The following is a 21938-nucleotide window of genomic DNA, read 5'->3' as shown; positions in this document are numbered from 1 at the left end:
TCCAGTGCCTCCGGGACCCAGGCGCGCTCAGGCGGTGACGAGTGTTCCCACACCCTTGTCGGTGAAGAGCTCGGCGATGAGGCTGTGGGGCACGCGCCCGTCGATGACGTGCACCCGCTCCACGCCGCCGCCAATCGCCTTGATGGCCATGCGCGCGCGCGTGCGCATGCTGCCGGTGAAGGCGCCGGACTCCAGGCGCTTCTGCAGTTGTGCCGCCGTCAGCTCGCTGAAGAGCTCCTCGCCCTCGAGGATGCCCGGTGCGTCGTGCAGGTAGACGAGCTTGTGGGCCTTGAGAGCCTTGGCCACCTCGGCGGCCACCGCGTCCGAGCCCAGGTCATACGTGAGTCCGTCCTCGCCCAGGCCCACCGGGGAAATGACGGGCACGTAGCCCTGGGCGAGCAACATCTCCAGGAACTCGTTGTTGATGCGCGTCACCTCGCCCACGTGCTCGAGCGCGCGCCCATCGTCACCGGCGATGCGCCGGGCGCGGATCATCGCCCCGTCCTTGCCGGACAGGCCCACGGCCCGGTCCCCCATGTTGTTGAGGATGGTGACCAGCTCGGAGTTCACCGAGCCCGAGAGCACCATCTCCACCACCTTGAGACCCGAGGCGTCGGTGATGAGCGCGCCCTCCTGGCGCAGGCCCAGCTTGTCGAGCGTGCGGGTGAGCTCCGGCCCGCCTCCATGCACGATGATGGGTTGCAGGCCCGCGGAGCGCAGAAGCTCGATGTCGCGGCAGAAGGCCTGCTTGAGCGACTCCTTCACCATGGCCGCGCCGCCGTAGCGGATGACGCAGCGCTTGCCCCGGAAGCGGGAGATGTACGAGAGCGATTCGACGAGCAGCGTCGTCTTGAACGCGGGGCTGTAGTTGGCCAGCCGGTTGTCCGTGCCCACGCCGCCATCCGGTTTGGACACGATGAGCGAGGTGTAGTCCGCGTTGATCTTCACGTAGTCGTACGAGAGATCGCACCCCCAGGCCACGGCGGAGGCCTCGCCGCTCGTGAGATGCACCTCGATGCGTACCTCGGGCTCGCGCATGCGCGCCTTGAGCTGATCCGGCTCGTACGGCCTGGGCTCGCCCTCGTAGACGCAGATGCCCTGGATGACGACGCGGGCCGGGTAGGGGTCCACGGGGTAGCCCTGGGTGCCGGCGCGCGCGCCCACCGTGGCGAGCACCCGGCCCCAGTTGGGATCCGCTCCGAAGACGGCGGCCTTGACCAGGGTGGAGCCCGCCACCGAGCGCGCCAGGTCCTGCGCGATGGCCTGGGTGGGCGTGCCGGTGACCTTCACCTCCAGGAGCTTGGTGGCGCCCTCGCCGTCGGCGGCGATCTCCCGGGCCATCTCCTGGCACATCTCCGTCAGCGTGGCGGTGAAGGCCTCCAGTTCCACTCCCGGCTCGGAGATGGCGCGGTTGCCCGCCCGGCCGTTGGCCAGCGCGTACACGGTGTCGTTGGGGCTCATGTCCCCATCCACCGTCAGGCTGTTGAAGGAGGAGGACACCGCCTGGCGCAGGGCGGTGGCGAGCGCCCCCGGCGCGATGGCGCAGTCGGTGGTGATGAGGGCGATCACCGTCGCGAGCGACGGGTGCATCATCCCCGAGCCCTTGAAGATGGCGGAGACGGTCACCTCGCGGCCCTCCACGAGCAACGAGCGCCACACCTGCTTGGGGCGCGTGTCCGTGGTCATGATGGCCTCGGCGGCGGCGTCTCCCTCCGGGCGCAGGCCCTCCTTGAGCGGCCCGAGCACCGCGCGCAGCATGGGCACGGGCAGCGGATGGCCGATGACTCCCGTGGAGGCGCAGAGCACGGCCTCCGGGGGAAGGGAGAGGACGCGGCCCAGCTCCTCGCGCAGGGTGCGCACGGCCTCGATGCCCGCGGCGCCCGTGAGCGCGTTGGCGTTGCCCGAATTGACGAGCACCGCCTGGATGTTCGCGGCGGGCAGGCGCCCCTCGGCATCCAGGACCGGAGCGGCCCGCGCCTTGTTGGCGGTGAAGCAGCCCGCGGCGGCGCAGGGCGTGTCGCTGTAGACGAGCGCCACGTCCTTGCGCTTGGGCTTGAGGCCCGCGTGCAGGCCCGAGAAGGAGAACCCCCGTGGCACCCTCACGGAGTGAAGCTCCGCAGGGTGGACAGGCACGACGTCTCTTCCCAGCCCTTCATCAGGTTGAGATTCTGCACGGCCTGGCCCGCGGCGCCCTTCACCAGGTTGTCGATCGCCGCCGTCACCACCACCCGGCCCGGATCATGCCCGGTGGTGTCCACCGCGAGCGCCACCGTGCAGCGGTTGGTGCCCACCACGCCCTTGAGGCTCACCGCGTCCGGAGAGGACTCCACGGTGATGAAGGGGCTGGAGGCATAGGCATCGCGCAGGGCGGCCTGGGCCTGGGCGGCGGTGGCGCCCGGGGCCAGGCGCGAATAGGCGGTGACGAGGATGCCGCGCTTGAGCGGCAACAGGTGCGCGGTGAAGGTCAGGGGCACGCTCCGGCCCGCCACGCCCGCGAGCGTCTGGGCGATCTCCGGCGTGTGCTGGTGGCGCAGCACCCGGTAGGCGCGGAAGTCCTCGTCCACCTCGCTGAAGCTCAGGTCCTCCGAGCCCTTGCGGCCCGCGCCCGTGGTGCCCGAGGCGGCGTCGAAGATGAGGGAGCCGGGCTCCAGCAGCCCGGCGCGCAACAGCGGCGCCACGGACAGCGCGCACGCGGTGGCGTAGCAGCCCGGGTTGGCCACCAGCCGCGCCTGGGCGATGCGCTCGCGCGAGGACAGCTCCGGCAGGCCGTACACCGCCTCCTCCAGGAGCGCGGGCGCGGCGTGGGTGAAGTTGTAGAAGGTGGGGTAGGCGGCCGTGTCGCGCAGCCGGAAGGCGCCCGACAGGTCGATCACCCGCACGCCCGCGGCCAGGAGCCCCGGCACCAGCTCCAGCGACGTCTCGGCCGGGGTGGCCAGCAGCACCACCTCGCACCCGCGCGCCAGCTCCAGACTCCGCTCCTGCGGCTCGTAGCGCAGCCCCGCCAGTGGCCCCATGACGCCCAGGCGGCGGCCCACCGTCTCGCCCTTCCAGCGGTCGCTCGTCACCAGGCGCAGCTCCACCCGCTCGTGGGCCGCCAGGAGGTGGGTCGCCTCGACGCCGGAGTAGCCGGACGCGCCAATGATGCCGATCGCCGCCTTATGCATAGGCGTGCATGACTATTCGCATCGCTGCATAACCGCAAGCGGCAAATGCGGCGGGTGGAGGGCTCGCGGCCAGATGGCGCAGCCTGGCCGCGAGCCCGGCGCCAGCCGCCGCGCGATTCACTTCACGCTGATTCGCGCCTGCGTGGCCGAGGCGTCGAACACCAGGGTGGCGGGCCAGTTCGGCCAGTGGGTGCCGAGCGCCGGGTTGTTCGGGTTGCCGGTCCGAGCGAAGGCGGACACGGTGGCGATCATCGCGTCGGAAAGGGCTTCGCGGCCGGGCTTGTTCGCCGTGCTGAACGCGAACGAGAACACGCTCTTGCGGTCGAAAGAGCCGAACAGGAACGGAATGTCGATGCCGTGGACCGCTCCGTAGACGGTGTCGAACGGCGCGGGCTCTTCGTTCCAGTCGAAGCGGTAGTACCAGAGCTTGCCGGGCTGCCGGAGCGCGAGCGTGCTCATCGACGCCGCGTTGGCCGTGACGAAGGTGGCATCGGTCAGGACGGCGGTCACCGTATTCCAGCCCAGCACGGGCTTGTCCACCGGCAGGTAGAGGCTGGTGAGCAGGTCGCCTTCCGTCAGCGTGGGCGCCGCATCGGGGTCGAAGTGGTATTGCTGGGTGAAGCGGTCGTAGTCGTTCGACGTGTACGCGCCGACGAGCGCGCCGAAGAGCTTGCCTTCCTCGAGCGTGGTGCCGGACAACACGGGAATGTTCCGGTAGGCGCCCAGCGCGATCGCCGCGGCCGGCACGGCCGGGACCACGGCGCCATCGGCGATGACGGCGGGTGCGCTGCCCAGGTTCGGGTCGAACGACACCTGGATGAGCTCGTCCGCCGTCTTGCCGCGCAGGTAGCTGGCGATCTGCGCGGGCGTGTGCGTGAGCAGGTACAACTGCGCCGTGATGGGGTCGATCGCCTTGCCGTCGGCGATGAGCAGCGCGGTGAGCAGGTTGTTGCCATACACCAGCGCCTGCGCGGGCGGCACGGTGAGCAAGGCGCCGCTCAACGGGATGGCCTTGTGAATCAGCCCTTCGGTCAAGGGCGAAACCAGCAGCGCCCAGACGTTGACGGAGCCCGCTGACTGGCCCATGACCGTGACGTTGTCCGCGTCGCCGCCGAAGGCCTCGATGTTGGCCTTGACGAACTTGAGCGCCTGGATCTGATCCAGCGTGGCGAAGTTGCCGGAGTCGGCCAGGGCGTTGCCTGTCTTGAGTTGCGGCAGGTTCAACCAGCCGAACAGGCCCAGCCGGTAGTTGAGCGTGACGACCACGGCCTGCGCCTTGGTGGCGAGCACCTGGCCGTTGTACAGCGGGTCGGCGGTGTAGCCCGAAACATTGCTGCCGCCGTGGATGAAGACGATGACCGGCAGCTTCTCCGTGGTGTTGGCGGGGCGCCAGATGTTGAGCGTGAGGCAGTCCTCGCTGCCCACCGGCTTGCCCAGGCCGTCGCGCACGGAGAGACCAAAGGGCGCGTTGTCGGGGGCTGGGCTGAAGAAGCGGCCGCCCTGCGCGCACGATGCGCCGAACTGCCGCGCGGGCCGCACGCCGGACCATGCGTCGGGCGCTACGGGCGGCATCCAGCGCAGCGAGCCCACCGGGGGTTTGGCATAGGGCACGCCGAGCCATTCGTACGTGCCCGTGGTGGCGGAATTGTCGACACCGGCGACGATGCCCGCGGTGGTCGCGCGTTCGAGCGACACGGCCGTGGGGGACAGTGTGGTGCGGAGGGCACCGCTTGAAGCGCTTCCATCCCCACCTCCGCCGCAGGCCGCGAGTGGGGTCAGCATCAAAAGGAGTAGGAAGGACTCCGCCCGTAGAGGTCTCGTTTGCATGTCTATCTCCATGCGTCCTGATTGGTGCGTCTGCCCCTCAGCGCGTGGGCAGGGTCGTGGTGTAGCTGCCATCCGTCTTGGTCAGCGTGTCCGCCAGCTCCAGGTAGGTACGCTTGCCCTCCACGTCCACCACCCGGAAGAAGCGCACGGAGGCATTGGGCGCGGGTGCGCCGGCGCCCTTGGTGCCCGCCAGGATGACCTGCCCGGTGACGCGGCGGCCCTTGGACAGGGTGAAGCTGGGCAGTTCCACGGGCATGTGGGGGGTAGTGCCCGGCTCGGGGGGGCGGATGGTGATGATGCGGCTGACGCTGGGAAGGTCCTCGGTGCGCGCGAAGTCCAGCCGGTAGCGGCCCGGGTCCAGGGACAGTTCGAAGCGGCCCTCCTCATCCGTGCCGCGCTCGACGTCGAAATCCACGATGGGCCGGAGGCTTCCCGCCACTTCCTCGAGCGTCCAGACCTTGATGCGCACGCCCGCGGCCGGCTGCGAGCCGCTGGGCCGCAGCAGACTGCCCACCACCTTCACCCGGGGCCCGCACACCACGTCCGGAATCAGGGGCGTGCTGGCGCGTGGCACCGTGACGGACTTCACGGTGGTGCTGGCGTCCGAGCCCGGCGGGGGCGTCACCGTCAGGGTCATCCCCGCGTTCGTGTCGCTCGGCAGCGTGAGGAGGGAGAAGGAGCCATCCTGCTGGGTCAGGACGCGCTCGCTGCGGTATTGCCCTCCGCCGCCCACCGTGCCCGACAGGAACACCGCGGCCTTGGCCACCGGTTGCCGATCCGGGCCCAGGACGCGGCCCTGGACCCGCACCGGCTCGCCGTAGTCCCCCATCAAGAGGGGCACCAGGGGTTGCTTGGGGTTGAAGGAGAAGAGCTTGAGGGGCACCAGCGCGTCCGCCGAGGTGGGGACCACCTGCAGGTGGATGGCCTCGCGCTCGAGCGCCGCGGTCGGCAGGGACAGGGTGAACAGGCCCGTGTCCCGCTTGACGGGGACGCGTTGGGTCAGGGGCTCCAGTGCCTCGTCCAGCGCCTGCACCTCCAGGTCCACGTCCACCGGCGTGTCCTCCTGGCGCAGCACCCGGCCGGTCAGCGACTGCATCTCGGTGGCGGAGGGCAGGAGGAAGTCCAGGTTCTGGGTCTGTCCCGGCCGGATCTCCCGCGTGTTGGAGACGGGGGGCAGGGTCTTGTCCGCCGCGAGCACCGTCACCGTGTAGCGTCCCGTGCCCACCGGCAGCGAGTAGCTCCCATTCTGGGGCACGAGGCCGCTGCGCTGGTGGCGCTGGCGTCCAGGAATGAGCAGGCTCTCCCCGGTGATGACCAGCTCCACGGGCGCGGAATAACCCACGGTCGAGCGCATGATCTGCACGCGCACCTGGCCCTGGAGCGAGGGGGGATCCCTCAGCTCCAGCGTCTGCTGATCCCTCAGCTCGTCCACCGCGAGATCCTGGGCGTACTCGCCCCGCTTGGGGTCCGCGGTGATCTCCACCACGATGTTCTTGCCCGGGTCGCCACACCCGTCCGCGAAACACACCGCGCCGCCCCCGCACTCCTCGTCGCTTCGGCAGCCGATGAAGAAGTCGAAGGGGTCCGCGCTGGCGCACCCCAGGGCGAGTGCCGCCCACAACAGCATCAGTCTTCCGGGCAGGGGGTTCATAGGCATTCCCGTCCGGCCTCGGTCCGCACGAACCACACGTAGGAGACCGTGTAGCCCGGGTCGGCGAAGTCCTGGCCGTTTGGCAGTTTGATGACGGTGGGTTGGGGGTCGCGCCCCACCAGGGCGCTGTCGGCGACGAGCACCTCGACGATGTGATCTCCCGGGGTGTTCAGCCGATCGAACACGGCCGAGTTGAAGTTGGGCTGGAAGTAGGCCCGCTCGTCGCGCACCACGTTGTCGTCCTTGGGATCCAACCGGACCACCCGGTCCGCGCCCCGGGGCTGATTGGGGTCGTAGTCCACGAACCAGTTGGCCGTGAGCGTGTTGCCCACGTCTGGATCCTCGACGATGACGGAGAACTCCATGCTGCAGAAGTCGGAGCCGTAGCCTCGAATGATGCGCTCGGAGGGTTGCACCTGCTTCTCCACGATCCGCGGGGGTCGATTGCGTGGAATGGGCAGTTCGCTGAGGAAAGCCTCGTCCTGGGGGATGAGACAGCCGCTCAGGGTCCACGCGGCCGCCCCGAGCCCCATCCACAGGCCGAGGGGAAGTGCTAGCAATTCGCTGGCCAGTTGGCGCAGGGGGGATTTCGTCGTCGCCATGGGCGGTTACGAGGGTGCCACGGGCCGGGGGCATTGCAAACCGTGACAGCCTTGTCGCGAACGAATCAGAGCAATTCCTCGTCACCCTCCTCGCCAGGAGGCAGGGGGCCCCCCGTCTTGTCGGCCTCCAGCTTCTCGAAGTGGCGGAAGATGGTGCGTGGGTCCACGCCCAGATCCTTGGCCGTCTTGGTCTTGTTGCGGTTGTTGCGCTCGTAGACTTCCTGGATGTACTGCTTCTGCCAGCGCTCGCGCGCCTCGGCGAGCGGAAGGACGGGCTCCAGGTTCTCCGGCTTGAGATCCAGGTCATCCGCCCCGAGCAGGGGCTTGTCCGCGAGCACCACCGCCTTCTTGATGCGGTTCTCCAACTCGCGGATGTTGCCCGGCCAGGCGTACTTCTTCATGGCCACGGTGGCCGAGGGAGAGAAGCCCTTCACCTTGGTGCTGAACTCCTTGGCGTACTTCTGCAGGAAGTACTTGCCCAGCACGAAGAGGTCCTCGCCGCGCTCGTGCAGCGGGGGGAGCTTGAGCGTCACCACGTTGAGCCGGTAGTACAGGTCCTCGCGGAAGGTGCCCTTGCGCACCTCGTCCTCGAGCACCCGGTTGGTGGCGGCCACCACGCGGATGTCGACGGGCTCGCCCCGGTGGTCGCCCACCTTGTAGACGACCTTCTCCTGCAGCGCCCGCAGCAGCTTCACCTGCAGTTGCGGGGGCATCTCGCCGATCTCGTCGAGGAAGAGCGTGCCGCCAATGGCCGCCTGGAAGCGGCCCACCTTGGTGTTCACCGCGCCGGTGAAGGCGCCGCGCACGTGGCCGAACAGCTCGCTCTCCAGGAGGTTTTCCGGAATGGCGCCGCAGTTGATGGTGATGAAGGGGCCCTTGGCGCGGGGGGAGTGGCGGTGCAGCTCCCGGGCGATGAGCTCCTTGCCCGTGCCCGTCTCCCCGGTGATGAGCACGGAGATGTCCGTGGGGGCGATCTTGTCGATGCGCTTGTACACGTCGAGCATGCCCTGGCAGGTGCCGACGATCTCCCCATAGCGCGCGTCGTCCAGGCGCTTGCGCAGCTCGGTGTTGTCCAGCTTGAGCCCGTTGACCAGCAGCGCGTTCTGGATGAGCAGCAGCGCCTGGGCCGCGAAGATGGTGAGCATGTCCAGGCTCTTGGGCTCGAAGCGGTTCACCAGCCGGTCATTGCCCACGTAGAGCACGCCGAACAGCTCGCCGTCGCGCAAGAGCGGCACGCACATGACGGAGAGCATCTGCAGGTTCACCACCGACTTGCTGGCCTTGAACTCGGGATCGTCCAGCGCGTCACTGAGGATGAGGGGCTTGCGCGTGCGCACCACCTTCTCCACGATGGAATCGCTCACGCGCTCCACGGCGTCCTCCAGGTTCTCGCGCGAGAGGTTGCGCGCCACCTTCACGCGCAGCTCGCCGTCTTCCCGGAGGATGAGGAAGCCCTTGTCCGCGCGCGTCACCTCGATGGCCTCGTCCAGGAGCTGCTCGAGCAGGGTGTCCCGGCCGCTGCTGCCGAGCAGCCGCTCGCTGAACGCGGTGAGGCGGCGCAGCAGGTGCAGCTCGCGGCCCACCACGCCGGGCATGTCCCGCGTCGTCGAGTCGGAGTCCGCCGCGGGCTCGGTCTCGTGGGTGATGGAGAGCGCGGCCACCGGCGCGGGGGTGGGGGAGGGCGCGGCGTCCTCGCGGGTGAAGACGAGCTCGGTGGCGCCCACGCGGATGACGTCCGACGTGGCCAGCACGGCGCTGTCGCGCTTCTTGCCGTTCACCTGGAAGGAGGCCCCCAGGCTGCCCAGCTGGTAGCGCGTGCCATCGAAGAGCACGTGCAGGGCACTGTCGGGCACGGACGGGTCCGACAGCGCCACGTCGTTGTCCGCCGAACGGCCGATGCTGGTGATGCGCTTGTGCAGCGGCACGGTGCGGACCTTGCCGTCGGGAGTCCGGATGGAGAGGCTGGCCATGGGGACATGCTCCTAGAAGGCGAGGGAGAAGCCGGCGCCGGCGCCGCCGGAGGTGGGGTAGAGCCGCAGCCCGGTCGGGGACGCGGGAGGCGGTGCTGGAAGGGTTTCGATGCGGGTGTCCACGACCTCGTCCTGGTGGTGCACCAGCGCGTCCACCACACCCGCCGCGTAGACGGCGTAGAAGCCCACGGCCGAGCCCCACTTGAGCCGTTCCCAGTTGCGCGCCTGGGTGACCCGCTCCGTGGGAATGTAGCGAAAGGTCACTTCTCGCGGCTGGCCGCGGATGTCATCCACCGTCACCTTGCCCGTCTCCACGAGCGCCCCATAGGCGAGGAAGGCGATGACGCTGGTGACGGCGAGCACGCCCTCGGAGGCCGCGAAGAGAGTGCCCAGGCCGGTGCGCCCTTGCTGGAACTGGCCCGCCCCGAAGGGCACCAGGTTCACCAACATGCCGCGCTTCTCCACCCGCCGCACCGTCACCTGTCGCGCCAGCAACTCCACGCGGCGGCGCTGCTCCTCGGCCGTCACGCGCTCGCGCTCCACCCGCGCGCGCTCGCGCTCCACCCGCAGGCGCCGCTCCTGGCGCACGAGGTCCAACTCCGCCGCCATCTGCTCGCGCAGGGAATCCATGAACTCCACCACGGGAGGCGGCACCGCGAACGGGTCCAGGCTGAAGTCGGGGTCCAGGCGCAAGAGCGCGCGGAAGTGCCGCTCGGCGTCCTCGGTGCGGTGCAGGTGGAAGGCGCTCAGCCCCGCCAGCTTGTGCAGCTCCATCAGGTCCGGATCATTCAACCGGCCTTGATCGATGCGGCCCGTCGCGCGCTCCAGCACCTCGGCATAGCGGCCGTACTCGTAGCCCGAGCGCAGGGCGGAGACCTCTCCGTCCACCGCCTCCTCGGCGAGCGCGATGACGGGCAGCAGCAACAGCCCCAGCAGGACCGACAAGCACAGGCGGCTCATTCGGGGACGAGGGCTCCTCGCACGGTGATGGACGTGCCCGGCGCCACGAGCGCCACGCGCTTCTCGGAGCGGTAGCCCGGGCGGCTGACCTCGTACTCCACCCGGTGCTGGAAGCTCGCGGACCCCTGGGGCGAGCGGATGTCGAAGGGATGCTCCTGGCTGTCATGCGCCGAGCGCGTCTCTCCCGCCACGCGCACCACGGTGTCCTCGGGTTCGTACGCGAAGCTCAGCCGCGAGGCCTTGAGCTGGGCCCGGAGCCGGAAGACGTTCTCCGCCCCCGGCCGCACCTCGATGCGCTCCTCGGAGGTCTCGCAGTAATCGCAGGTGATGGTGACGGTGTGCGTGCCCGCCGGCACCTTCACCGAATGCTGGGCGAGTGCCTGCGCGCTGCGCGCCTCGTCATTCACGCGGATATAGCCATAGGGCCGCACCAGGATGGAGATGGGCACGGGCACGGGGGCCGCCGGGCGCACGGCCGGCTTCTTGTCGATCGGGGCGGGACGCCGCTCGGCCACGGTGGAGGGCTCGGGCGTCACGGCCGGGGGGGCGTCGGGCGCCGGGGGCGGGGGACGCACGGCCTGGGCGGAGCTCTCGGCGGGAGGGGTCGCGGGCGCCTGGGTCACCGAAGGCGGGGACGCGCTCGTCGCGGGCGGCACCGGGGCGTCTTCCCTCCTCGCGACGTGCACCCCCATGCCCAGTCCCGCGGCCACGAGCAGACCCGCGCCCACCCGGATGCCGCGGGCCCGCCAGCGCGCGAGGCGGCGTTGCCGCTCCATCCCCGCGAGCAGTGTGAGGGCCCGGGCATTGGTGGCGTCGAGCGCGAGCACCTGGTTGAGGCAGGCGAGCGCCCGGGGGACGCGCTTCTCCGACAGCAATCGCTCACCGCGCGCGAGGAGCGAGGTGATGATGCGGGGGCGCATCAGCTTCTGGTACGAGGCCGGGTCCGCGAAGAAGGACGTCAGCTCCTCGCCCACGCGCTCGAAGCCCAGCCCCGTCAGGTAGTCCGCCAGGGCATCACGCAGGGCGCCCGCGTGGGGATAGCGCCGCGAGGGATCGCGGGCCAGGCACGTGGTGCACACCTCCGCCAGCTCGTCCGAGAGCGCGGGCACGCGCTGGCGTGGATCCTCGTAGGCCCCATCGAGGATGCGCTTGAGGGTGGCGGTGGTGTTGGCCGCCGCGAAGGGTAGCCGTCCCACGATGAGACCATACAGGATGGTGCCCAGCGAGAAGAGATCCGCGCCGGGGCCCGCCTCCTGGCCCTCGATGATTTCCGGCGCCATGTGGGCGGGCGAGCCCACGAGCGAGCCCGTGACGGTCATCCGCTCCTCGGCGTCGAGCAACCGGGCGATGCCGAAGTCCATCAGCTTGAGGACGCCGTCCTCGCGCACCATGACGTTCTCGGGCTTGAGATCCCGGTGGATGACGCCGGACTCGTGCGCGTGCGCCAGCGCGGCGGCGATCTCGTGCACCACCATGGCGGCGAGCTCCGGTGGATCCAACCGCCCCGAGCCCTCGTCCAGGTACTCCTTGAGGGTGCGGCCGCGCACGTATTCGGTGACGAGGAAGGCCTCGCGCGCGCCCTCGGCCGAGAAGTCGAACACCTCGAGGATGTTGGGGTGGTGCAGCCGCGCCACCGCCCGGGCCTCGCGCGCGAGCCGCCGGCGGGACTCACTCTTGTGCGCCAGGTGGGGGTGCAGCACCTTGACGGCCACTTCCCGGTCCAGCGCCGTGTCGAGCCCCTTGTACACGACACTCATTCCCCCGGAGCCCAGCTCCTCGAGGATGCGGTAGCGCCCGATGTGGCTGCCGATGAGCGTCATGGAGACCGGGTCGAAGGGAAGGACGCGGGTGTCAGGGGGGAAGCCGTCGGCATGACAGCGCCGTCCGGGTCGGAAGTCCAGGGGTCGTTCACTCCCAGGTGCAACGCGTCAGTCGCGCTTGATGCGGCGGCGAGCGGCGAGCCGGTCCAGGAGGGCGTGCAGCAGGGGCTCTGCCTGACGGGGCAGCGAGCGGTCCGTGGGCGAATGCACGGGCAGCGTCCGGGCGAGCCGGTACAGCTCCTCGAGCCGTTCTCGGATGAGCTCGCTGTCCGGGCGGGCCTGGAGCGCCCGGCGGTAGGCGGCCGCGGCGCCCACGTAGTCACCCAGGGAGAAGAGCCGTTCACCCTCCGCCACGGGCGAGGAAGGCCCCTGGGGAATGCTCTGGGGGAGGGCGCTGGCCTGGAGAGCCCGGGAAAGCTGCAACTCCTGGGGCTCGATCGTATCGCGCAGATTCGCGAGCTTGAGGGCCAGGGCGGGGTCCTCGGGAAAAGCCCGGCACAGCGTCTCGTGGAGACGCACGGCCTCGTCGAGCTCTCCGCGGCGCAGGGCGCGTTCAGCTTGGGCGACCATCTCGGCGCGGGCTTCGGGGCTCATCTGGACCCCAAGGTTACCGTACGGCGCGAGGATGTCATCCCGCTCGCGGGGCCGATTGCTCGGAAGGAGGGGGAAGGGTGTACCCCGCGAGGCACCTTCCCCCTTGCCTTTCGCCTCATCTAATGAAGGGCCGCGAGCTCCGGGCCCTGGCCGCGTCGCGCTCCCGTCTGGCGCGCGAGCCGGAGGATTTCGTCCTCGGACAGCTGCTCGGTGAGGATGACGTTGCGGTCCGCCTTGAGCTGCTGCACCGGCTGGCCTTCGCGCTGGAGGTGGAAGCGCCCCATCTGTTGGGTGGCGAGCTTCTGGGTGCCGTCCCCTCCGCGGCCATTGGCGAACATGGGCTTGAGTTTCTTGAGCGCCGTCTCCTCCGTCACGCGGCCCACCAGCCAGGTGCGCACGTTCTCGCGGCACTTGTAGTCCAGGTCCCCCGGGCTCTGGGTGGCCAGCATGAGGCCCAGCCCGGCGGAGCGGGCGCGCCGGAGCAGGTTCTCCATGGGCTGCTTCGTGGCGGGCTTGCCCACGGCGGGCAGGTAGAGGTCCGCCTCGTCGAAGAGCAGCACCGCCTGGAGCTGGGACGAGGGGTTCTGGCTCGCCCAGCGGTGCGTCTCCATCAGGAGCTGGGACACCCAGAAGAGGACCTGCTGGTTCCCACCCAGGAACTTGGTGCTGATGATGCTCAGCCGGGTGCGTCCCGGCGTCGCCGAGGCGCCGCGCCCGAGCAGTTCCTCCACGTCGAGCCGTTCACCCGTCGCGGACAGGAGGACCCGCGTGCTGAGGCGGAGCGTGGCCAGATCGTTGACGAGCTTGGGATAGGCCTTGGCATCCAGCCCCTCGGCTTCCCGCACGAGGGCGGGGTCCTCGGACTGGATGAACTGGCGCAACAGTTCGAGCGTGACGTCCTTTCCTCGCGGACGCCGCACCAGCAGGTGGAGCGCCTGTTCGAGCAGGGCGCGCGTTGCCTTGTCGCGGTTGCTGCTCTTGTACTCGAGCATGCCCGCGATGGCGTCCGCCGCCTGCGTGACGGCCTGGTCGCGCTCCTCGGCGGACAGGGCTTCCAGGCCCCGGGGGACCACGGGAATGGCCAGGGGCCGTCCATCCGAGCGGCCCGGGGTGTAGAGCGCCACGTCCACGTGCTCGAGCAGCAGGCGGCGGCGTTCGTCGAGCCGCGGGTCCTCCAACGGCGTCCGCCAGGCTTCCTCGCGGGCGTATCCGGCCAGGTCGCCCTTGCGGTCCACCAGGATGGCGGGGATGCCCCGCAGCAGCAATTGCTCCACGAGGTTGAGCGCCGCGGTCGTCTTGCCGCTGCCCGTGCCCCCCAGGAAGGCGCTGTGCCGCATCATCTCCCCGGGCTCCAGGGTCACGGGCTCGTTGATGATTCCCTCCTGGAGGCCGAGCCGCAGCGGACCCTTGAGCAGGGGCGCCGGGGGGGTGGGCGTCTGGGCGTTCTGGGGGTGGGGTTTGGTGACGGGCGGATCCTTCGGGGTGTCGACGGCGGGTGGTTCCTGTTCCATGGGTTCCCGTCCCAGGAGATCACTGATGAGCTTGAGGCGGGTGATGGGCCGGGCCTTGTGGCTCCACTCGTTCAGCGCCGCCTGTGCGTGGGCCTGGCGGAAGGTCCGCAGCGCCACCAGATCGCGCAGATCTCCATCCCCGAGCACCGCGCGGCGTCCGCCCTTCTTCTGGAGCCGCAGGAGCTGCTCCGCCACGATGGTGCCCGTCGACGAGGGGAACTCCGTGGTCCGCACCAGCACCGGCAGCTTGCCTCCCGTGGAGTCGAGCGCGTCCTTCATCTGGTAGCCCAGATGCCCGCCCTTGGAGGATCTGTTGCAGAGCACGACGAGGAGCCGGGGCGCCTTGCCCTCCGGAGAGATCTCCAGCGACGACTCGTCCCGGGTCTTCACGGAGAAGCGCGCCGCGCCGTCCAGCTCCTGACTCGCCGTCTCGAGTCCCCAGGCGAGCAGGGAGACGATCTCCTCGTCCTCGTCCGGCACCTGGGCCTGGAACGTCGCCCGGAAGTCCGCCCACTTCTGGTCCAGCTCCGCGATCCGATCGGGTTCCGGTGGGGGGGTCGGCGATGGCTTCTTGATCTCCGGCCCAGGCCCCGCCTTCTCCTCCGGAGGGAGGAACAGCGCGGGCAGACGGCCCTCCTCGATGGCGCGTTCGCGGTAGGCGCGGAAGCAATGCAGCACATCGCGAGTCCTGCGCCCGCTCAGGGTGTCGAACACCTCCGGGGGAATGGGATAGGTGGGATCGCGCGGATCGACCGTGGCGCCCCGCTTCTCGTAGAGCACCTTCAGGCGTTGCGCCGCGATGTCGCGCGCCGTCTGGGCGGTCACCAGGTGCTCGAGCTTCACGGGGGCGGGGTCGAGTTCGATCCGATCCAGGATGGATTGCAGCAGCCGTTGCCGGGCGCTGAACCAGAAGTCGGACAGGCCGCAGACCACCACGATCGCCGTGGGGATGTTTCCGGCCAGGTGGGCGAGCAGGTTCATCGCGCGGCGGAACGCGGGCTCCATGCCCGGACGCAGGGCGAAGTCACTGATGTCCTCCACCTGATCCACGCACAGGACGAACGCCTGGCCGAACGCGCTCAGCAGGTGACCCAACTGCTCCAGCATCCACTTGGGTCCATCCTCATCGGTCCGGGGGACCAGATTTCCGAGCGCCTTGGCATCCGAGGGGGACAGGTCCCGGCAGCGTATCCACTGGAGCACCGCGTGGTGCAGGCGCACGTCCCGGTGTTGCAGGAAGAGCAGGGCGCGCAGCAGGTCCACGCTCACGTCGCGGAAGCGCGGGTCCGCCCTCAGCTCATAGGCCACGTCGGACACCGTGGTGTGCAGGTGTTCGTCGTCGCGGGGCTCGGCCTGGATGTTCAGCGCGAAGATGCTCTTGCTGGCCTCCATCACCGCGTCCGACAGCCGCATCAAGCCCGAGGCCTCGGCCTTGCGCGCGTCGTAGGGCCGGTCCAGCGAGTCCATCAGGCAGGAGAGGATGTAGCGCTCGTAGTGGGGCGTATCGACGGTCATCGGCAGGTAGCCGACGTAGCCCTGCTCCTGTCCGTGCACGAGGTGGCGGAAGGCGCGCACCAGATGCGTCTTGCCACTGCCGGACTCGCCCGTGAGCAGCAACAGCTTGCCCTCCTCGGGCCGAGGCGTGGCCACCGCGCGCTTGAGGAGCCGCTGGAAGGCGCTCCGGGCGGGGGCGTTGAAGGACGGCACATCGAAGGGATCGTGCTTCCAGAGGTTCTGCCCCTGCTGGACGCCGTTGAAGACCTCCTCGCCATCGGAGAGGAAGGCCTCGAGTCGTGGATCGGAGGTCACGGGCAACTCCAGGAGGAAGGGGGGCTAGACGACGACGAAGTGGAAGCGGGCGCCCTGGGCGCGGATCTCGGACTCGGCCACGTCGGTGGGGTCCATCACCGACACGAGATCCGCGCGGCTCAGCGACAGATGCCGGGCGCGGTTGGCCTCGATCAGCGCGGCGTCGAAGGACTCGCGGTGGCGCCACGTGGGCTGGAGGGCCCGCCAGACGTGGGCGATGAACACCTTGTCCGGACCGAAGCGGCGCTCGGCCGGAAGCGCGCGGGCCACCGTGAGCACCTGATCGGCGAACGCGGCCTCGGACGGGGCCGGGGTCGGGGTCGGGGCGGGTGTCTCGGCTTCCGGGCTGGCCAGCAACCAGGATCGCAGCGTGGCGAGGCGCACGGCCTCCACGTCCACCCGGGGAGCCCCCGCCGCCCGCGCGGCGAGTTGTTCCATCGCCTGATGCGGATCACGCACCTCCAGTTCCAACATCTTTCCGAGCAGGTGGGCCTTGACGGAGGACAGATCGAAGGGCTGATCCGTCTCCACGCCGAGCTGGCGCCACAACAGCCGGTCGCGCACCTGCGCCAGCGTGGGCGTGTCCTTCCCGTCGAGTCCATGCTCGCGCTGGAGCAGGGCGATGCGCATGCCATCGGCGCTGCCCACCCGGGTCAGCGCCGCGCGGGACATGGGGAGCCCCAGGCTCAGTGCCTGCAGATAGGTGTCCTTGAGCTTCTTCCAGGTCAACTGGCGAGGCGGCGTGTCGATCGCGAGGAAGCGCAGGACTCGGGCGCGTCCTGGGGCCGCCAGTTCCAGGCCGCCGCGTTTCCCCTCGGTCACGAGACCGTCCTCCACCAGTTGTGACACCAACCGGGCGCAGTGCTCCTTCCATCGGGCACGGCCGAAGTGGTGCTCCACGAGGGGGCGGAGGGCTTCCTCCAACTTGTTGCGGTTGCCCCGGTTCGTCTTGGGGCGGGTCAGGAGCCAGCACAGGGCGAGCCCCGTCAGCCGGGCATCGAGGGTGTCCATAGTGGCGCCACAGTCGCTTCCACCCCCCAAGAGTCTCAATACCTCCAAGGAGGTATGGACAAGGCCGCCCTACCGGTGGGGGAGGGCAAGGCGCCCGCGTTCCGCTAGTGTGCGCTCCCTCATGTGGACCCTCCTCCTGCTCGCCACGCTGGCCCAAGCCCCGGTGCTGGATCCCCCCAACCCGGACCCGGATCCGGAAGAACCGTCGGACACGGAGCCCCCGGCCGTGATCCCTCCGCTGCCCGTGGCCACGTTGCCTCCGTCCACCCAGGAGTTGTTCGAGCGCATCAAGCGCCGCGTGGCCCAGGTGCGCATCATCGAGCGGCGAAGTGGCTCCCGCTCCTCCATCGGCTCCGCCTTCTTCGTGGACGCCGAGGGCCGAGCCATCACGAACTACCACGTCATTTCCAGCATCGTGCAGCACCCCGACGACTACACCGCGGAGCTGGTGCGCGAGGGCCAGGACGCGCAGGCGATACCGGTGCGCGTGGTGGACGTGGACGTGGTGCATGACCTGGCCGTCATCCAGCAGGACGAGCCGGTGAAGGACTGGTTCGAACTGGCGGCGAAGGATGCCTCCCAGGGCTCCCGGTTGTACGCCATGGGCAATCCCCATGACCTGGGAACCACCATCGTCGAGGGTACCTACAACGGCCTCGTGCAGGACGCGCTCTACGACAAGGTGCACTTCAGCGGCGCCATCAACCCCGGCATGAGCGGAGGCCCCACGGTGACGGGCGAGGGCCGGGTGGTGGGCGTCAACGTGGCGACCCTGGGCAACCAGCTCGGCTTCCTGGTGCCGGTGGTGCATGCGCGCGCGCTCCTGGAGCGAGCACGCGAGGCGAAGGACGCGCCGGGCACCCGCCTGTTGTCCGTGGTGGCCACGCAGCTGCTGGACAACCAGCAGCGCATCACCGAGCGCCTGATGTCCACGCCCGTGCCAACCCAGCGGCTGGGCGACTACCGGGTGCCGGGCCGCTGGCAGCCCTTCCTCAAGTGCTGGGGCGATACCCCGCACGAGTCGGAGAATCCCTACACCATCACCAGCTACCAGTGCTCGTCCGAGGAGGACATCTTCCTGAGCGGAGAGCAGCGCACGGGCGTGGTGGCGTACGATCATGCCTTCGTGTCGAGCGACTCGCTCGGGGCGCTGCGCTTCTCGGCGCTCTACTCGGCCACGTTCGCCAATGACGCGGGGGGCGTGGAGGCCACCCAGGACGACGTGACGAACTTCCGCTGCCAGGAGGGATTCGTGAAGGTGGGCGGGATGACGGTGCGCACGGCCCTGTGCCTGCGCGCCTACAAGCGGCTGCCCGGGCTGTATGATCTGTCGCTCCGGGCGGCGACGAACAACGCGGGCTCCTCGGGTGTGCAGACGAGCCTGGATCTGGCGGGATTCTCCGCGGACAACGCCCGCGCCCTCGCGCGCCGCTACCTGGAGGCACTCGCGTGGACGAAGTGATCTTCCTGGAAGTGCTGGAGGGCGAGGAGGGGGTCTCCGCCCGGCACCGGCTGGAGCGCTTCCCGGCGACGGTGGGGCGCGGCTACACCAACGACGTCATCCTGGACGATCCCAAGGTGTCCGCGGCGCACCTGCGCATCGAGCGCGCCGAGGGCGGTGCCCTGGTGCTCCGGGACGTGGGCAGCCACAACGGCACCTTCCGGGTGGAGCCCTGGGGACGCCTGGCGGAGCTGACGCTCACGGATGATCTCCGCGTGGCGGTGGGGGACACGGTGCTGCGCTTCCGCGCGCGCACGCATCCGGTGGAGGACACGCGCGTCTCGGCGGTACCGGAGGCGCCCCGGGGCCATGTCTTCGAGCGGCCCTTCGCCTTTCCGGTGGTGCTCGGGGTGACGGTGGTGGCCGCGCTCTTCTACGAGTACCTGACGAACTACCAGAAGACGAACTGGGGCGCGCTCGCGCTGGCGGTGGTGCTGCCCGTGTCCGCCACCTTCATCTGGTCCGCGATCTGGAGCGTGGCGAGCAAGGTGACGCGCAGGCGCTTCTATTTCGGCGCCCATGGCGCCATCGGGAGCCTCGGCTTCCTGGGGCTCCTCGCCGTGCCGCTCCTGGTGCACCTGGTGGCATATGCCCTGGGTCTGGGCTCGTGGATGCAGTGGCTCGCGCGCGGGGGCTTCCTGGCGTGGCTCGGGTACGTGCTCTTCTGGCACCTGCGCTACGTGACGCGCGCGGAGCCCCGGCGGCTCGTCCTGATGCTGACGGGGGTCCTGGTGTGCTTCGGGGCGCTCACGCAGGCGGATTCCCTGCTGGACGAGGAGGAGTTCTCCTCCTCGCTGAACTTCGATCGCACGCTCCTGCCCCCCGCCTTCCGGCTGGCGCCCGCCCAGAGCATGGACGCCTTCTTCGAGGAGACGCGCGACGTCCAGGCGGAAGTGGACGCGCTCGCGAAGAAGGCACCGTGACTCAGTGGCCGCGCACGGCGTGGGGCTGGTAGGGCGCCTCGAGCGCCTTCACCTCCTCCGGGGTGAGCCTCACGTCGAGCGAGCGCAGCGCGTCCTCCAGGTGCGCCATCTTGGTGGCGCCGATGATGGGCGCCACCACGGCGGGCTTGGACAGGAGCCACGCCAGGGAGACCTCGGCGGGCGAGTGGCCCTTGGCGGAGGCCACCTTCTTCACCGCCTCCACCACGTCCCAGTCATGGGGGTTGTCGTAGAGCGTCGTCGCGAAGGCATCCGAGCCCGAGCGGGTCGTCGCCTGCTTGTCGTCCAGGGACTTGCGAGAGCCCGCGAGCAGCCCTCGCGCGAGGGGAGACCAGGGAATGACGCCGATGCCCTCCTCCTCGCACAGGGGAATCATCTCGCGCTCCTCCTCGCGGTAGACGAGGTTGTAGTGGTTCTGCATGGACACGAAGCGTGCCCAGCCGTTGCGCTCGGACAGGCTCAGGGCCTTGGCGAACTTCCACGCGGTGGAGGAGCTGGCGCCCAGGTAGCGCACCTTGCCCTGGCGCACGAGCAGATCCAGCGCCTCCAGCGTCTCCTCGAGGGGCGTGTGCGGATCCATGCGGTGGATCTGGTAGAGGTCGATGGTCTCCACGCCGAGCCGCTTGAGGCTCGCCTCACACCCCTGCACCACGTGCTTGCGCGACAGCCCGCCCATGTTGGGCCGGTCGTTCATGGGGTTGAACACCTTGGTGGCGATCACCACCTCGTCCAGCTTCGCGTACTGGCGCAGGGCGCGGCCCGTCACCTCCTCGCTCACGCCGAGCGAGTACATGTCCGCGGTGTCGAAGAAGTTGATGCCGGCCTCCACCGCGCGCCGGAAGAAGGGCTGCGAGGCCTCCTCGTCCAGCACCCACGGGCGCCACTTCGAGCTGCCATAACTCATGCAGCCCAGGCAGATGCGCGACACCTTCAGTCCGGTATGTCCCAGGTTGACGTAGTCCATCCGCACAGCCTTCCTCCCAACGCCGTTGCCCCACAAGCATGGAGAACGTCGAGTGCGAGATACTTCACGTGCCTCCGAGTGTGTCCACCAATCCCTGGGCCACCGCCGCCGCGAAGGCCTCCAGCGTGCGCTCCTCGCGCCAGCGCGCGGACTCCTCGAAGTCCCAGGCGTGATGCGTCTCGATGATGACCGAGGGGATGAGCGGCTTGCGCAGGACGAAGATGCGCTGTCCGGGTGCGTGCCGGCTCACGAAGGTGCCTGGCTGCGCGGAGTCGGGGGCATACAGACCCACATAGTCCTCGCCTCCATAGGGGAGGAAGCCCGCCTCTCCCATGCGGCGCGCCAGCGCCCGTGCCGCGCGCGACCGCTGGGTCAGCAGGGGCTCGGGGGTGTCGTCCGCGTAGAGCACGCTGTAGCCAGGAGCCGCGTCATTACGCGCGCACCACTGTTCCGGAGCCGCCAACCACTCGCGCGCCTGTCCTCGTGCGTCCGAATGGAGGCTCAGGAAGAGCGCCGCTCTCCAGCGCTCGGCCTCCTGGAGCCGGGAGGCGTACGGAGGACGTTTCCCCGGAGCGCGGCTCAGCTTCACCTGGAAGTGCCCCGTGGCCTCGAGCCGCCGGGCCAACGCCTGGGCGACCCGCAGCGTGTGGGACTCCTCTGGCTCGCAGGTGACGGACGAGTTGCCCTCGTTGCCCGGCGCTCCATGCCCCGCGTCCAGATAGATGCGCTTGCGCCCGAAGCCCTTGGGGAACGTCACCTGGGCCACCGTGAGCGGTGCGCTCGCGGACGGCCACGGAGCCGAGGGAACGGTGGGTGGGGGAGCGGGCGTGGGGGACGCCTCGGGAGCCGCGGCGGACGACAGGGCGGCGGCGAGCAGCAGCGGCCAGGGGGAGAAGGGTGGCATGGCCCCCTTGTACATGTGCTCGCGCCGGGGGGGTTCCACCCCCCCGGATTCCGGCCTCGCGCCCGGGGCGCACTTGGGCGACGCTCCTGGCGCTTCCCTGGCCTGGCTCCAGGCAGAACGGATATCAGATGGCGCTCTTCATCGCGCTCCTGCGCGGCATCAATGTAGGCAGCACCCGCAAGGTCCCCATGGCGGACCTCCGGGCTCTGTGTGGCGAGCTCGGCTTCACGCAGGTGGAGAGCTACATCCAGAGCGGCAATCTCGTCTTCACCGCCCCGGGCAAGGCGGCGGCGGTGGAGGACGCCCTGGAGAAGGCCCTCGAGAAGCGTTTTGGGTTCCCGGTGGCCGTGCTCGTCCGCACCCCCGCCCAGTGGGCGGAGTACGTCCAGGGAAACCCGCTGCTCGAGGCGTCGGAGAAGGAGCCCAACCGGGTGATGCTGGCCCTGTCCAAGGCGCCTCCGAAGAAGGACGCCGTCGAGAAGCTTCGTGAACGCGCGACCACGGAACGGTTCGAGGCCGCGGGCGATGCCCTCTGGGTGCACTATGCCGAGGGGGCGGGGAGCTCGAAGCTGTCGCCCGCGTTGTGGGATCGCCTCGTGGGCTCGCCCGTCACCGCGCGCAACTGGCGGACGGTCCAGAAGCTGGCGGAGCTGGCCGGCGTCTCCGGATGATCAGGCGCCCACACGCACCCGAACCGTTCCAGGAAATC

At 69.7% G+C, this 21938-nt stretch carries 16 protein-coding genes; 3 read left to right on the top strand and 13 right to left on the bottom strand.

Annotation, left to right across the window (positions count from 1 at the left end; genetic code table 11):
• Positions 1 to 27: 27 nt before the first annotated feature.
• The 11 genes from argJ to MEBOL_RS38750 all read right to left on the bottom strand — a co-directional run bounded on the left by argJ (position 28) and on the right by MEBOL_RS38750 (position 16919).
• Positions 28 to 2103, bottom strand: a complete 2076-nt coding sequence (argJ, locus tag MEBOL_RS38800; protein WP_095982128.1) for a bifunctional glutamate N-acetyltransferase/amino-acid acetyltransferase ArgJ — start codon at positions 2101 to 2103, stop codon at positions 28 to 30.
• Positions 2100 to 3164 carry an N-acetyl-gamma-glutamyl-phosphate reductase gene (gene argC, locus MEBOL_RS38795; RefSeq protein ID WP_095982127.1) on the bottom strand — a complete coding sequence of 355 codons (1065 nt, stop codon included), beginning with the start codon at positions 3162 to 3164 and terminating at the stop codon, positions 2100 to 2102. The genes argJ and argC overlap by 4 nt, the downstream gene beginning before the upstream one ends.
• Before the next feature lie 117 nt (positions 3165 to 3281).
• On the bottom strand, positions 3282 to 4859 hold the full coding sequence (locus tag MEBOL_RS38790; RefSeq protein WP_218920856.1) for a carboxylesterase/lipase family protein: 1578 nt from the start codon (positions 4857 to 4859) through the stop codon (positions 3282 to 3284).
• A gap of 169 nt (positions 4860 to 5028) precedes the next feature.
• Positions 5029 to 6642 carry a carboxypeptidase-like regulatory domain-containing protein gene (locus MEBOL_RS38785; protein ID WP_157823930.1) on the bottom strand — a complete coding sequence of 538 codons (1614 nt, stop codon included), beginning with the start codon at positions 6640 to 6642 and terminating at the stop codon, positions 5029 to 5031.
• Positions 6639 to 7244: a hypothetical protein gene (locus tag MEBOL_RS38780; protein ID WP_157823929.1), complete on the bottom strand. Its 606-nt coding sequence runs from the start codon at positions 7242 to 7244 to the stop codon at positions 6639 to 6641. The genes MEBOL_RS38785 and MEBOL_RS38780 overlap by 4 nt, the downstream gene beginning before the upstream one ends.
• A gap of 65 nt (positions 7245 to 7309) precedes the next feature.
• Entirely contained in the window at positions 7310 to 9214 is a 1905-nt protein-coding gene (locus MEBOL_RS38775) for a sigma 54-interacting transcriptional regulator (protein WP_095982123.1), read from the bottom strand.
• Positions 9215 to 9226: 12 nt separating this feature from the next.
• Positions 9227 to 10174 (bottom strand): tetratricopeptide repeat protein, encoded by a 948-nt coding sequence (locus tag MEBOL_RS38770; RefSeq protein ID WP_095982122.1) that lies wholly within the window; start codon positions 10172 to 10174, stop codon positions 9227 to 9229.
• Entirely contained in the window at positions 10171 to 11994 is a 1824-nt protein-coding gene (locus tag MEBOL_RS38765) for a serine/threonine-protein kinase (protein ID WP_095982121.1), read from the bottom strand. Before MEBOL_RS38765 ends, MEBOL_RS38770 begins: the two co-directional genes overlap by 4 nt.
• Positions 11995 to 12102: 108 nt before the next feature.
• Positions 12103 to 12588: a tetratricopeptide repeat protein gene (locus MEBOL_RS38760; RefSeq protein WP_095982120.1), complete on the bottom strand. Its 486-nt coding sequence runs from the start codon at positions 12586 to 12588 to the stop codon at positions 12103 to 12105.
• Positions 12589 to 12707: 119 nt separating this feature from the next.
• Complete coding sequence (locus MEBOL_RS38755) at positions 12708 to 15908, bottom strand: helicase HerA-like domain-containing protein (RefSeq protein ID WP_095982119.1); 3201 nt, start codon at positions 15906 to 15908, stop codon at positions 12708 to 12710.
• Positions 15909 to 15932: 24 nt separating this feature from the next.
• On the bottom strand, positions 15933 to 16919 hold the full coding sequence (locus MEBOL_RS38750; RefSeq protein ID WP_095982118.1) for a hypothetical protein: 987 nt from the start codon (positions 16917 to 16919) through the stop codon (positions 15933 to 15935).
• A 121-nt stretch (positions 16920 to 17040) separates the two neighbouring features.
• Between MEBOL_RS38750 and MEBOL_RS38745 the strand changes: the two genes are divergently transcribed.
• Complete coding sequence (locus MEBOL_RS38745; RefSeq protein ID WP_095983275.1) at positions 17041 to 18381, top strand: trypsin-like peptidase domain-containing protein; 1341 nt, start codon at positions 17041 to 17043, stop codon at positions 18379 to 18381.
• Complete coding sequence (locus tag MEBOL_RS38740; RefSeq protein WP_095982117.1) at positions 18369 to 19343, top strand: FHA domain-containing protein; 975 nt, start codon at positions 18369 to 18371, stop codon at positions 19341 to 19343. Before MEBOL_RS38745 ends, MEBOL_RS38740 begins: the two co-directional genes overlap by 13 nt.
• 1 nt (position 19344) lies before the next feature.
• Here MEBOL_RS38740 and MEBOL_RS38735 read toward each other — a convergent pair whose 3' ends face one another.
• Positions 19345 to 20325, bottom strand: coding sequence for an aldo/keto reductase (locus MEBOL_RS38735; RefSeq protein ID WP_095982116.1), 981 nt, complete (start codon positions 20323 to 20325; stop codon positions 19345 to 19347).
• Between the two features lie 64 nt (positions 20326 to 20389).
• On the bottom strand, positions 20390 to 21229 hold the full coding sequence (locus MEBOL_RS38730; RefSeq protein ID WP_095983274.1) for an N-acetylmuramoyl-L-alanine amidase family protein: 840 nt from the start codon (positions 21227 to 21229) through the stop codon (positions 20390 to 20392).
• Between the two features lie 128 nt (positions 21230 to 21357).
• Between MEBOL_RS38730 and MEBOL_RS38725 the strand changes: the two genes are divergently transcribed.
• Positions 21358 to 21900: a DUF1697 domain-containing protein gene (locus tag MEBOL_RS38725; protein WP_095982115.1), complete on the top strand. Its 543-nt coding sequence runs from the start codon at positions 21358 to 21360 to the stop codon at positions 21898 to 21900.
• Positions 21901 to 21938: the final 38 nt, after the last annotated feature.

Source organism: Melittangium boletus DSM 14713, assembly GCF_002305855.1.
Classification (GTDB): Bacteria; Myxococcota; Myxococcia; order Myxococcales; family Myxococcaceae; genus Cystobacter; species Cystobacter boletus.
Note: the sequence above shows the minus strand (reverse complement) of the source record. Positions and strands in the feature narration are given on the sequence as shown.

Bases quoted from the DNA above. Each gene is read 5' to 3' on its own strand.
- argC (WP_095982127.1), bottom strand. From the start codon at position 3,164: ATGCATAAGGCGGCGATCGGCATCATTGGCGCGTCCGGCTACTCCGGC.
- MEBOL_RS38745 (WP_095983275.1), top strand. From the start codon at position 17,041: ATGTGGACCCTCCTCCTGCTCGCCACGCTGGCCCAAGCCCCGGTGCTG.
- MEBOL_RS38785 (WP_157823930.1), bottom strand. From the start codon at position 6,642: ATGAACCCCCTGCCCGGAAGACTGATGCTGTTGTGGGCGGCACTCGCC.
- MEBOL_RS38750 (WP_095982118.1), bottom strand. From the start codon at position 16,919: ATGGACACCCTCGATGCCCGGCTGACGGGGCTCGCCCTGTGCTGGCTC.
- MEBOL_RS38765 (WP_095982121.1), bottom strand. From the start codon at position 11,994: ATGACGCTCATCGGCAGCCACATCGGGCGCTACCGCATCCTCGAGGAG.
- MEBOL_RS38780 (WP_157823929.1), bottom strand. From the start codon at position 7,244: ATGGCGACGACGAAATCCCCCCTGCGCCAACTGGCCAGCGAATTGCTA.
- MEBOL_RS38770 (WP_095982122.1), bottom strand. From the start codon at position 10,174: ATGAGCCGCCTGTGCTTGTCGGTCCTGCTGGGGCTGTTGCTGCTGCCC.
- MEBOL_RS38730 (WP_095983274.1), bottom strand. From the start codon at position 21,229: ATGCCACCCTTCTCCCCCTGGCCGCTGCTGCTCGCCGCCGCCCTGTCG.
- MEBOL_RS38775 (WP_095982123.1), bottom strand. From the start codon at position 9,214: ATGGCCAGCCTCTCCATCCGGACTCCCGACGGCAAGGTCCGCACCGTG.
- MEBOL_RS38725 (WP_095982115.1), top strand. From the start codon at position 21,358: ATGGCGCTCTTCATCGCGCTCCTGCGCGGCATCAATGTAGGCAGCACC.
- MEBOL_RS38760 (WP_095982120.1), bottom strand. From the start codon at position 12,588: ATGAGCCCCGAAGCCCGCGCCGAGATGGTCGCCCAAGCTGAACGCGCC.
- MEBOL_RS38735 (WP_095982116.1), bottom strand. From the start codon at position 20,325: ATGGACTACGTCAACCTGGGACATACCGGACTGAAGGTGTCGCGCATC.